This window comes from Leptotrichia sp. oral taxon 879 str. F0557 (assembly GCF_000469385.1).
In the GTDB taxonomy this organism is placed as follows: domain Bacteria; phylum Fusobacteriota; class Fusobacteriia; order Fusobacteriales; family Leptotrichiaceae; genus Leptotrichia; species Leptotrichia mesophila.
Genome location: NZ_KI271333.1, coordinates 1 through 12,736, shown reverse-complemented (window position 1 = coordinate 12,736; position 12,736 = coordinate 1). Strand labels below are relative to the sequence as shown.

General features: G+C 29.9%; 13 protein-coding genes. 1 reads left to right on the top strand and 12 read right to left on the bottom strand.

The features are described from left to right. Positions 1–11 precede the first annotated feature (11 nt). From HMPREF1552_RS06870 to ffh, 10 genes are all read right to left on the bottom strand, one after another. Complete coding sequence (locus HMPREF1552_RS06870; RefSeq protein ID WP_021744414.1) at positions 12–383, bottom strand: DUF1934 family protein; 372 nt, start codon at positions 381–383, stop codon at positions 12–14. Positions 384–406: 23 nt separating this feature from the next. Beyond that, the gene (locus HMPREF1552_RS06865; protein WP_021744413.1) at positions 407–841 is read right to left on the bottom strand and encodes a hypothetical protein; all 435 of its coding nucleotides are present in this window, start codon (positions 839–841) and stop codon (positions 407–409) included. Positions 842–853: 12 nt separating this feature from the next. Then, complete coding sequence (locus tag HMPREF1552_RS06860) at positions 854–1,324, bottom strand: 23S rRNA (pseudouridine(1915)-N(3))-methyltransferase RlmH (RefSeq protein ID WP_021744412.1); 471 nt, start codon at positions 1,322–1,324, stop codon at positions 854–856. A 60-nt stretch (positions 1,325–1,384) separates the two neighbouring features. Beyond that, positions 1,385–3,460, bottom strand: coding sequence for a DNA mismatch repair endonuclease MutL (gene mutL / locus HMPREF1552_RS06855; protein WP_021744411.1), 2,076 nt, complete (start codon positions 3,458–3,460; stop codon positions 1,385–1,387). Positions 3,461–3,479: 19 nt separating this feature from the next. Next, positions 3,480–4,037: a hypothetical protein gene (locus HMPREF1552_RS06850; protein WP_021744410.1), complete on the bottom strand. Its 558-nt coding sequence runs from the start codon at positions 4,035–4,037 to the stop codon at positions 3,480–3,482. Positions 4,038–4,259: 222 nt separating this feature from the next. Continuing rightward, positions 4,260–5,243 carry a diphosphomevalonate decarboxylase gene (gene mvaD, locus HMPREF1552_RS06845; RefSeq protein WP_021744409.1) on the bottom strand — a complete coding sequence of 328 codons (984 nt, stop codon included), beginning with the start codon at positions 5,241–5,243 and terminating at the stop codon, positions 4,260–4,262. 18 nt (positions 5,244–5,261) lie between these two features. After that, complete coding sequence (gene mvk / locus HMPREF1552_RS06840) at positions 5,262–6,152, bottom strand: mevalonate kinase (RefSeq protein ID WP_021744408.1); 891 nt, start codon at positions 6,150–6,152, stop codon at positions 5,262–5,264. 306 nt (positions 6,153–6,458) lie between these two features. Beyond that, positions 6,459–6,710, bottom strand: a complete 252-nt coding sequence (locus tag HMPREF1552_RS06835; protein WP_021744407.1) for a hypothetical protein — start codon at positions 6,708–6,710, stop codon at positions 6,459–6,461. 156 nt (positions 6,711–6,866) lie between these two features. After that, on the bottom strand, positions 6,867–7,358 hold the full coding sequence (locus tag HMPREF1552_RS06830) for a hypothetical protein (RefSeq protein ID WP_021744406.1): 492 nt from the start codon (positions 7,356–7,358) through the stop codon (positions 6,867–6,869). 61 nt (positions 7,359–7,419) lie between these two features. Then, on the bottom strand, positions 7,420–8,757 hold the full coding sequence (gene ffh / locus HMPREF1552_RS06825; protein ID WP_021744405.1) for a signal recognition particle protein: 1,338 nt from the start codon (positions 8,755–8,757) through the stop codon (positions 7,420–7,422). A 298-nt stretch (positions 8,758–9,055) separates the two neighbouring features. Between ffh and HMPREF1552_RS06820 the strand changes: the two genes are divergently transcribed. Then, positions 9,056–10,267 (top strand): S1C family serine protease, encoded by a 1,212-nt coding sequence (locus HMPREF1552_RS06820; protein WP_021744404.1) that lies wholly within the window; start codon positions 9,056–9,058, stop codon positions 10,265–10,267. Positions 10,268–10,379: 112 nt separating this feature from the next. Here HMPREF1552_RS06820 and tpx read toward each other — a convergent pair whose 3' ends face one another. Further along, the gene (gene tpx / locus HMPREF1552_RS06815; protein ID WP_021744403.1) at positions 10,380–10,898 is read right to left on the bottom strand and encodes a thiol peroxidase; all 519 of its coding nucleotides are present in this window, start codon (positions 10,896–10,898) and stop codon (positions 10,380–10,382) included. Between the two features lie 251 nt (positions 10,899–11,149). Then, positions 11,150–11,524 carry a metalloregulator ArsR/SmtB family transcription factor gene (locus HMPREF1552_RS06810; RefSeq protein WP_021744402.1) on the bottom strand — a complete coding sequence of 125 codons (375 nt, stop codon included), beginning with the start codon at positions 11,522–11,524 and terminating at the stop codon, positions 11,150–11,152. Between the last annotated feature and the right edge of the window lie 1,212 nt (positions 11,525–12,736).

The window sequence follows — 12,736 nt, the reverse complement described above, 5'->3', positions numbered from 1 at the left end:
CTTTCTGCTTTTTAATTATCTAACATTTGTATTTCTAAATTTATACTATTTATCACCTCATTACCGTCTATTATATCATATTCCAGCATTATTTTTCCATTTTCTTTTTCAAATTTTTTTGTAAAAATTTCATATTTCCCACGAAATTTTGTTGTAATGAAAGTAAACGAAGTATTTTTATCTTTTTTGAATATCTGCTTGAAATTGATTTCACCGTGTCGGTAAATTTCAATGGAATCAATTTTATCAACAATCTTACATTTTCCATATTCATCTTTGTAATGATATTCTTTTTTTTCATCAACAATTATTATTTTTTCCAGTTCAAATAACTTTTCATAATTTTCTTTAAATTTATCCAAACTTTTTATTTTTATTTTCATTTTTTTCCTTAAATATTTGGTTTTTATTCATTTTCATCTTCATCATCAAAAAAATCATCTAAAAATTCAGATAAATCCTCATCATCTTCGTCTTCATTGTCAAAAAATTCATTTTCATCATTATCATCATTTAGTGAATCAAAATTTCTTTCATCAAATTCTCCATCCACATTTTCATTTTTATCATATTCTCCAAAATCTTCGTTCCAATACATGTAATCCTTGTCAGATCCATAATATTCATCATTCCATATTTCAAGAACTTGATCTTCCTCATCTTCATCCAAATCATACAGTTCCTCTTCGATACTGTCATAGTAAAAAACCTTTTTTTCCCCTGTTTCATCGTCACAAACTAAATATTCCTTATCTCCTACCGTAATATTTGAAAGGCACGTATATCCTTCAACGTCACCCTCATTATTGATTTTTTCAAATTCTTCCCCAGCAGAATACATAATCTCCCTCCGTTATTTATGATATTTTATATTATTATTAATTGAAACCCATCTGTATAGTTGCTCTGTTAAAATTAATCGCATAAGTTGATGTGGAAAAGTCATTGGCGAAAAACATAATCTGAAATCCACAATTTTTCGTAAATTATCATTTACACCATTTGAACCGCCTATTATAAAATTAATTTCACTGCTTATCATAGAAATTTCTTCAATTTTTTGTGCCATTTCTTCTGAATCAAACATTTTTCCTTTTAAATCAAGTAAAATATTGTATGAATAACTTTTTTTTGAGATTGCATTTATTATTCTTTCAGTCTCAGAATTTATTGCATTTTCAATACCTTTGTTATCATCTTCTTCAGCAAGTTCTATAATTTCGAGTTTAATGTACTTTGATAACCTTTTTAAAAATTCATTTATTCCCTCTTTTATATATTTTTCTTTTATTTTTCCAATACACACTACATTAATTCTTATCATATTTTTTCCTTATTGTCAAAAGTTTTTTCATTTTTTTACTAAATTTCTCAATTTTTACCTTTATTTTCTTCTTCCAAACATTTTATCCAAATCATTTCTAGAAAGTTTTACAATAATTGGACGTCCATGCGGACACGTATATTTGCCAACTTCGTGAATCCTTCGAACCATATTCTGCATTTCAAACATATCAAGTTTTTGTCCAGCCTTCACGGCTCCTTTGCACGACATCGAAATAATGATATTTTCCCGCAAATCCTTTATTTCAACTTCATTTTTCAAATCCATAAGTAACTGTAAAAATACATTTTCAATGCTATCTCGAAAATCAAAGGCAGGCACGGCACGAATGACAACTTCATCTTCTGAAAATTCATCAATGTCAAATCCAAAATCTCTAAAAATTTCAACATTTTCAAAAATAATATTTTTTTCAATTTGTGTAACTTCCATTTTTAGCGGCAATAATAAATGCTGTGATTCAATTTTCTTATTATAAAACTTATCCTTTAGCTCTTCATACAAAATTCTTTCATGAATAATATGCTGATCATAAATTTCCAATTCATCATCTCTGCGAACAAGAATATATGTGTCAAAAATCTGCCCTAGAATATCATAATGAAACTGCTTTCCGATATGTTTTTCAAACGTTCCGACTTTATAACGGGATTCATTTTCAGTATTTTCATTTATAGTATCAAAATTTCTATATTCACTAGTATTTTTATAATTCTCAAAATCACTTCTTTTATCCCATGTTTCAGTATAATATTCATCTTTTTTCTTAAAGTTTTCCACATTGTTTTCCACAGTCATTTTTGAATTATCATTCATCTTATTCCATATTTCATCAACACTTAAATCATTTTCATTTTTGTTTTTTGTAAAGTTTTCACCTTTTGAAAAACTATCATTACTCATATTTTTAGAACTATCAAAAAACTCAGAATTTTTATCATTTTCATTAAAATTATCTACTGAAAAATTATCTTCCTCATTTAAATTTTTAGTATTTTCTAAAACCTTTCCGTCAAAAGTTTCCAAACTTATAACTTTTTGATTTTCCCCCTTCAAAACGTCATCAGAAAACAAATCATCCTTTTCCACAGAGACATTCTCGTTAATGTTAATATTTTTCTTTATCAGGTCAATATTGGGCTGCCAGTTTTCCCTGTCATTGTAGTAAAAAAAGTCATCAATTGCTGATTTTATTTCATTATAAACGATTTTATCATTTGAGAATTTTATTATCTTTTTGGATGGATGAACGTTTACATCTATTTCCTTTGGATCAGTATTGTAAAAAATAATTGCAAATGGGTATTTTCCCTTCATTAGTTTAGTGTAATAGCCGTCTATAACAGCACGCTCAATAGTTGCTGACTTTACATATCGGTTATTTACAAAAGTAAACATAAAGTCCTTTGAACTTCGTAAAATTTCTACGTTACCTAAATATCCATATTCAAATTTTTTCAAATTTCTCAAAACTGACTTTCCAAATAATTCGAGGATTGCATTCTCAATACCTTTTCCACTTGTTTTTATCGTACTTTTTCCATCTAGTTCCAGCGAAAATGCCACATTACTATTTGAAAGTGCTTCCTTTAGTACAATATCCCTGATTTTACCATATTCTGTTGACATTTTTCGTAAAAATTTCCGTCTGGCAGGCGTATTATAAAATAAATCCCTGACTTCCATCTCTGTCCCGACATTTCTCGAAACTTCCTCAAATTTTCTTACAACTCCGCCATAACAGCCAATCTTATATCCTACAGGACTATTTTCAGAACGTGTAGTAATCATAAGCTTAGACACCGCCGCAATAGATGACAGAGCCTCTCCACGAAATCCATAAGTATTTAAGTTAAAAACATCTTCCTTTTCCTTAATCTTAGAAGTAGCATGCCGCTCCACTGACAAAAGTGTATCGTCCTTATCCATCCCAATCCCGTTATCACTCACTTTAACATCTGTTCCAGCTTTAAAAACCTCAATTTTTATCATTGTAGCCTTCGCATCCAGCGAGTTCTCAATCATCTCCTTAATCATTGAAGCAGGATTTTCCACAACTTCCCCAGCGGCAATAATATTTGATACTTTTTCATCAAGTATTTTTATATATCCCACAATTTCTCCTCCTTTTTCATTAGTTTTTCTTTTTTAAGACAAATACAGCTATCACACAGACAATTAATCCAACAACTGCAGGCTTTAACATTGACAATGCACTATTGCCAGTTAAAAGGTAGCTGTTAAATATTTTAAGAATTGCAGTTGCTATTAAAATTAATAAAAGTAATTTCCAGTTTTTTGTCCAAGTTGAAACTATTATAAAAACAAAAAAAATTATAACAGTAAAAAGTAGGACAATTTTATCTATTGTCCATCCACTTTTCAAATAATTTGCTTCAAAATTTAAAAATTTTACAATTTCAGGATTAGTTATATTTGGCTTTGGAAACCAGAACATACTCGTAGACAGACCAAAAATAGAAATTGAAATTCCTGAAAACCTCTTTTTGTATGCACTCCAGATTATTGGAATAATAAATAGTGGTCTAATATACCAGCTTAGTATATTACGGTGCCGCTGAAATGCCCACATAAAAAATATATTATTACTAAAAAATAAATAAATTAAAATTATTGTCATAATTCCAAATAATATGCCTATAACTATATCAAATTTTCTTGATTTATCCATTATTCAAAATCCTTTCCAAAATATATCTTAACTCTTTCAATATTAAACTGATAAAATCAAACAATTTTAGGAATTATCATAATTTTTTTATTTTCAATTTCAAATTATACTCAAACCTACTTAAAATTAAACTACTAAAAATTATATAAAATTTAGGGTTTGAGTAAAATAGTCATAACTTTTGAGTTTTGTTTTAAAGCAGTTTTACTATAATTTTCACAATTATAATTTCACAGTCTTACTCACAATAATCTTATACTTTTCTTCAAAAATTCCTGCTAATTTTTCCAAATCCTCTTCCAGACAAAGTACCTTCACATTAGGCCCCGCATCCATTGTAAAATAACATTTCTCCCCATTATTTCTCAAATTTTTTACAAAATCCATTGCTTCATAAGTTTTTTGATTAAAATATGTAAACGGAGGATTTGCAGTTTCAGTTGTCTTGTGCATTCTAAGAGCATTCTCTTCTGTCAAAGTTCCTACTTTTTCAAAATCATTTTCAGCAAGATATTTTTTCATATTTATAAAGTCAATTTCAGACTGTTTTACCCACTCGTCAAAATATGTCGAAGTTTTTGCACAAAGTTCCATTCCATTTCGGCTTGAAATTTCCTTTTTATTTTCATTCAGCACAAGCACAATCATTGCCAGTTTCAAATCTGTCTTTACCTCATAAATTTCTCCAGTATCCTTATCCCAAGCCGCAACAGGTCCAAAAAAGCTTCTCGAAGATGAACCAGAACCAAATTTTGAAATCTGTGCAAGTTCAGATTGCGTATAGCTTTTTCCAAAAAGTTCATTACAAGCCTTTATTACAGCCGATAAACCACTCGAACTGGAAGAAAGGCCAGCAGCTGTCGGCATATTATTTGTTGTAGAAATTTTTACCTTCTGACTTCTATTTTTCCTGAATAAATCCACAACTTTACTAATCTTTTCTGTATGTACACTATCCTGCAATTCTCCATTCAAATAAAACAAATCTGTCATATCCCCAAATTTATCTTTACAATTTTCACTTTTTATCTCTTTTTCAACTGCAATTTTAATATCTTCATCATTTATAAATTCCATCTCTGTTTCTGTAAACATATCGTTAAGGGTAAGAGAGATGCTGCTTGTGGAAGGTATCATTTTTTCTGCATCTTTTTTTCCCCAATATTTTACAATCGCAATATTAGCATAAGATTTGACTTTTACCATTTTTACTCCTTTTTTTTATTAAATTTTCTCCACCCAAATATTCTCTGCTCCACATTTTAACAATTCATCTTTTATTTTTTCTACAATTTCCAGATTTTTAGCAAGTGCAATTACACAGCCTCCTAATCCTCCACCAGAAATTTTAGCTCCACTTGCTCCATTTTCGATTGCTGTTTTTACAAATAAATCTGTTTTTTCAATGGTTATATTCAAGTTTCCGAGTTCTGTATTCGCTTTTGTCATAATTTTTCCTATTTTATCAACTTTTTCTTCTTTGGATTCAATATTTTTAGTTAAGATTTTAGTTATTTCATCTGTCAATTCACCTAGTTTCTTTAAAGAAATATCAGCTTTATTTCCTAAATTTTTCACATTCTGAATTGCCTCACCAGTATTTCCATAAATGCCCGTATCTGCAATTACAAGATATGCATCAAGATTTAAGTCAATGTAAGAAAATCCCTTATTTTTTATGAATTTTATGGCTTTATCGCTTAGGCACGTTTTGGCATCTAGCCCGCTTGGAGTTTTATGAGCCACAATTTCAGCCGTATGAACTAGTTTTTCCAGTAATTCATCATCCAGATTTTCCTCAAAATAGTCAAATACTGCTCTGATTGCAGCAATACTGACTGCAGCTGAAGATCCCATACCACGTTTGGGTGGAATTTGGGAAACTACTTTGTATTTTATTTTTGCATTTTCTTTTTTTAAATGTCTTAATGCAGTAAAAACTGCAACTGAAAGAGTGTCTGTCTTGTTATAAAAAAAGCTAGTTTTTGCTTCTTCAACTACACATTCAATTTCAATCTTTTTTAGTGGGATAGCAATGGCAGGATAACCATAAACGACAGAATGTTCTCCAATTAATATGATTTTACTATGTGATTTTCCGATACCTTTTTTCATTATATTTTCCTTTTTTACTAAAATTATACAAATTTATTATACTAAAAAAGTTAGAATAATCCAACACTTTTTTATATATTTTCAAACTTTTTCAAAATTTAAAGAAATTAATATTTGGATAGAATAGGACGCCTTTTTCAGATTTGTTTTTTACAAATAAAAAACTCCAAGTTCATAAAATACTTAGAGTTTTTATTCTATTCTCAAACCCTATAAAATTAAAAAATGAAGACTAAACTAATTAGGGCTTGACGGATACTGTCATAATAGCTTTTGAGTTTGATTTAAAATTTTTATAGTTTATTTTTAATCTGCAAGAAGTTTTGCACTAGTTAAACGTAATCCTCTATATCCATTACCTTGAAAATAAATTTTATAAGTATAACCACTTGAAACAGAAGATAATCTACCACTTGTAAATTGAAATGTTTTTTCTGATTCATTGCTTTTACAAGTTACAGATTTACTTGTTTTGCTTGTAACATGACACTCTTTAACAAATCTTGAGAATCCTAATACTCCAAATGCTAAAAATCCTACTAAAATTAATTTTTTCATACCAATCAGCTCCTTTTTTATTTCTTATACCTTTTATAATTACAGTATATCACATAACGTAAAAAGGTCAAGTATTTTTTTAAATTTATAAATAAAATTTTATAATAAAAAAGAGCATCTATAGAAATCTTGCTCTTTTTTAAATCATTAAATACTCTATTTTAATTCTTTCTTTGCTTTTTGGAATAAATCTTCTATAAATTCCCCTTTATTTATATCATTATCTGAAATTTTTATAGTTCCTGGAATTTCTCTTGTAAAAGTATAAATGTTATAATTCCATCCATTCTTTGTAGTAATTTGACGAATATTTTTATTTTCTGATGCCGCTACTTCTGTAACTTCTACCTGTCCTTTGTATTTGTTTTTTTCAAATAACTTCAAAATACTTACAAGTGCAGATTCATCGTGCTTTTCTATAATAAACTCAACTTTATCTGCTCCTGAAAGGTTTTGATACATCTGTTTTGCAAAATCTCCATCCTTTTTCATTCCAAAAAGAAGATTTGCAAGTCCTCCTCTATTTATTGTTCCTGATATTATTGGACTTTCATAATTGTCATTAATAACTCCAATTACAACTTTGTCAAAAGCTGAAAACGAAAGTGTTCCAAAAATAATAAATAGTGCTAAAATTAACTTTTTCATTTGTGTCTCTCCTTTTTTATTTTTTTCAGTTTTATAAAGAATTTTAGTTGATATTATATTTCTATCTTCTTCTTCCCTTCATAAATCCTCCACCAAGTCCTGGAATACCGCCACTGTTGAACATTTTCATCATTTGTTTCATTTGTTCAAACTGCTTTATCAATTTATTTACATCATTTACCTGAACTCCGCTTCCTTTGGCAATTCTCATTTTACGGCTTCCATTTTTTAGAAGTTTTGGATCACGTCTTTCCTGAACTGTCATTGAAAAAATGATTGCTTCGACCTTTTTCATTTCCTTTTCAGCCATTCCCATGTCAATCATGCTAGTGTCAACTCCTGGTATCATTTTCATAATTCCAGCAATTGATCCCATTTTTCTTATCATTTTAAACTGCTTTAAAAAATCTTCAAAGTCAAACTGGTTCTTTCTAAATTTCTCTTCCATTTTCTTGGCTTCTTTTTCATCAATGGCTTCCTGCGCCTTTTCTACAAGTGAAACAACATCTCCCATTCCAAGAATACGTGAGGCAAGCCTGTCTGGGTGAAATGGTGCGATATCATCCAGTTTTTCCCCTTCACTTATAAATTTAATTGGCTTTCCTGCAACTTCCTTTACTGAAAGGGCAGCCCCTCCACGAGTATCTCCATCCAGTTTTGTAAGCACAACCCCAGTAATATCAAGCTGTTCATTAAACTCTTTTGCCACGTTAACCGCATCCTGTCCAGTCATTCCATCAACTACTAACAGAATTTCATTAGGATTAAAACTGTCCTTTATATCTCGCAGTTCATTCATAAGCTGTTCATCAATGTGCAGTCTTCCCGCTGTATCAATAATCACATAAGTGGCATGCTCATTTTTTGAAGCCTCAATTCCCTGTTTTACAATCTCCACCGCATCTGTACTTTCATCAATCGTAAATACAGGAACTTTCACTTGCTCTCCTAATACCTTCAATTGCTTTTTCGCAGCAGGTCTATAAACATCTGCTCCAATCAGAAATGGCTTTTCCCCTTTCGATTTCAAATGCTTTGCCAATTTTCCAGAAAACGTAGTTTTCCCAGCTCCTTGAAGTCCAGAAAGCATTACAATAGTAGGATTTTTATCAGCTTTAGCAATCGAGACATTTGAACCTCCAAGCACTTCCACAAGTTCATCATTTACAATCTTGATAAATTGCTGTGTAGGATTAACCCCGCTAATAACCTGTTCTCCCAATGCCTTTTCCCGAATCTTTGCCACAAAGTTCTTAGCCACGCTGTAATTTACATCCGCTTCAAGCAATGCCAGTCTTACTTCTCTCAAAGCATCCTTCATATTGTTTTCCGTCAATTTTCCCTGTCCGCTGACTTTTTTGAATATATCCTTAAATCTGTCTCCTAAATTATTGAACATTATTAATTTTTCTCCTTGATTTTATATATTTTATTTAATTTTTACTGAGTATAGGATAACATATTATAGGGAAAAAGACAATAAGCATAGCAGGTTATTTATGAATTTGCAAAAAATATGGTTTAATAAATGAAATTCAAATAAAAATCATAAGAATAATAAATTTTTATTCACTAAAATATACCCAGCCCTGTAGTAAGCAAACTCATAAAAACTGGAAGAGTCAAGAGTTTGAGATTAATTCTAAAAAAATTTTAAAAATAAGTTTATTGTAAAACTAGAAATGAGGTAAATAAATATGAAAAAAATAAATTTTATAAAAAAGGGAAATAAAAAATTTGCTTTATTTTCAATGTTATTTCTAATTTTAAGCTGTTCCAACAAGACTGGAAATAACGTAGAAAATAAAAATAATACAGCGGATACTGAGCAGCAAAAGACAATTTCTCAGGAAGATTTGCAAAAGTACACTAAAAATGCCGTACAGACACAGGATGCTTTTGTAAGTGTACATAACAGCGTTAAGGATTCAATTGTAAATATCAGAACTAAAAAAACTGTTATAGTAAATACGTATAATCCGCTGGAAGAAATGCTTTTTGGACGTTCTGGAGGACAGGAAAAACGTGAATCAGGGTCACTAGGTTCAGGATTCGTTGTTTCAAAGGATGGATATGTTGTTACAAATAATCATGTTATTGACGGTGCAGATGAAATTTATGTAAAATTCTCAAATGGACGTGAATACCGTACAAAACTTGTAGGAACTTCACCAGAAGTTGATATCGCTGTACTGAAAATTGATTCAAACGAGACTTTTAAACCGTTAGAATTCGCAAATTCAGATCAAATCCAAATCGGACAGTGGTCAATAGCCTTTGGAAATCCATTGGGATTGAACGACTCGATGACAGTTGGAATTGTAAGTGCTGCAGGACGTAGCTCGCTTGGAATTGAAGAAATAGAAAACTTTATTCAAACAGATGCTGCTATCAATCAGGGAAATAGTGGAGGCCCGTTAATTGACATAACAGGAAAAGTTATCGGAGTAAATACTGCGATTTATTCACAAAGTGGAGGAAGTGTAGGAATCGGATTTGCTATTCCGGCAAACTTGGCAATGACAGTCAAAGATTCAATTATCGCAAATGGTAAATTTGAAAAACCATACATTGGCGTGTCTATGGGAAATTTAAATCAAGACAAAATAAAAGCCCTTAATCTGAAATCTTCAAATGGAGTATTCATAGTCGATGTTGTGCCAAATAGTCCAGCCGCGGCGGCAGGAATAGCTAAAAATGATGTTATTACAGCTGTTGATGGAAAAGAAGTAAACTCTGCGGGTGCATTTGTTGGAGAAATTGCCGCTAAAAAAGTTGGACAAAATATAAAATTAACTGTATATAGAAATGGACAGCCAACAGAGGTGGCAGTAACGCTCGTAAAAACTCCTAGTGCGATTGAGCAGCAACGTATTATACAGCAAAGACAGCAGCAACTTGGAAGATAATAAAAAAGGTGAAAGAAGTATTCCAGTCATTGATTGGGATATTTTTTTATAAAATTAAAGCAATAAAAAATGGAGAAAACTCTTTATTATAAGTTTAGCTCCATTTATTTTTTTATTTAGTTAGCTCTTTTATTACTTCCAACGCTTTTTCGTAATCTGGATGTTCTCCAACTTCTTTTACATATTCTACATATTTAATAATTCCGTCTTTATCTACAATAACAGTTCCTCTTGACAATAATCTTAATTCTTTTATTACAAATCCATATTTTGTTCCAAAATCTAACTCTTTATGGTCTGAAGCCGTTAAAGCGTTTTTAATTCCTTTGTCTGCACAATATCTTCCTAATGCAAATGGTAGGTCAGCCGAGATTGTAAGTAGTTGAACATCATCTCCAAAACTTGCTGCTTCCTGATTAAATCTAGCCAGCTGTAAAGCACATACTCCAGTATCAACTGATGGAAATACTGCTATTACAACAACCTTTCCTTTATAATCACTTAATTTTACTTCCTTTAATTCTGGTGATAAAACTGTAAAATCTGGTGCTGTTTCTCCAGCTTTTACTTCGGTTCCCACAAGAGTTACAGGATTTCCCTTGAATGTTACTTTATTTTTTATTTCTACCATTATTCCTTCTCCTTCATTTTAATTATAATTTTGCTAATTGTAAATATTTGTAAATAACTTCTCATTACTTAAAAAACTAAAATACTACAACTTCATATAAAAATAAGATTTAAATAAAATAACTATAATTGAAGAATTTGTTTTTTAAAATAATTTAATTACAATTTTTATATTTACAATTGTCTACTTTTTGTAATTATAACACATTTAAAATTGTTTGTATAGAAAAATTATTTGATTTACAAATAAATTTATTTCTTTTCTAAAATATGTGTCATCCCCTGTTCCACGATATGCTTTATATGATCGTCTTCCAGCGAGTAATACACAATTTTTCCTTCTTTTCTATACTTAACAAATCTTCCCTGCTTTAAAACTCTTAGCTGATGCGAAATAGCAGATTGAGTCATTTTCAAAAGATTTGCAATATCATATACACACATTTCTTCTTGAAATAAGGCACTTAATATTCGCATTCTAGTTGTATCTCCTAGTATCTTAAAAAAATCAGCCAAATCATATACAACTTCCTCTTCTGGCATCATTTTTTCGACCTTTTCCACAATATCCTTATGAATAGCCTTTATTTCATAATTTTCATTTTCTTCTTCCAGTATTTTATTCATTTTCCCTCCCAATTCTTGGAATATATATTGTTATTATATCACGTATTTAAATAAGTGCAAAATTAGATTTTTTCTTTGACAATATAGATTGTATAATATGTTGTAACAAAATACACCATCCTTTATAATACAGTTGTTCAAGCTGCTATTAATAAAAGGAAAGTATTTATATGACTAATAAAACTAACAGCTTTTCTCATATTAAATAGAGGTGTAAGTATCATATGGTATTTACGCCTAAATATAGAATTATACATAGTCAAAACAGGAAAAATGTGAGAGAAATTCTAAGAAAATTATGTGAATACTAAGTCCTTTGTATTAAACTCCATTAAACTAACTAAAAATAATGAGGTATAAAATAATAGAGTGATGAAAATGGCAAAAGCATATGAAATAAGAATAATTATAAAAAAATGAAGATATAAGAGATATGGACAATTAAAAGAATAAGGAAATAGCTTAAATTTTAGATTTCCATCATAAAGTTGTGAACAAATGGATAAGTATATTTTCAGATCAAAGAATACAAGGAGCTTGTGAACAAGCCAAAGAGTGAAAATATAAAAATATGACATTTAAATATCTGAAACAGTTCGAAGAATAGAAAGAAAAAGGTAAATTGTTAAGCACAAATGAAATAAAGGAGGCATAGGCATATATTCAACTAGTTAGGCATAGCATTGACGGATACACAGAGTTTTTAATCCTAGAAGCAGATATCCAAAGAAAATAGATGATAAAGTGATTGAGCAGTCTAAACAAAGTTACCAGTCTGGTGCAGCAACAAGTTCAGACCTAGCATTCCCTACCATTATATAAGGACAGATATGCTTTAGTTATACCCAACTGCAATACAGATAATATTAACGTTTTTGTGAATTAACTATCTGAAATCTACAGTATAGTCTGTGATGGAGCGGCCTGGCATAAATCAAAAGATTTAAAAACACCAGAAACATTATAATAGCACATACCATTGAACAAATCTGAAATAAGAAAAAAGGAGGTCTGATAACAGGATATTCAAGACATTAAATGCTGTAGTTGACAAGTTATGTGATACTATAAAATCACTTACAGATGAACTGATAAAAAGCATAGCTCTTCATCAATAGATTTATTCTGTATGTTCTTTTATTTTATAAATATTATTATTTTCATTAGATCTGTTCGATAACCTATAGTTCAAAATTATAAATTGCACAAATT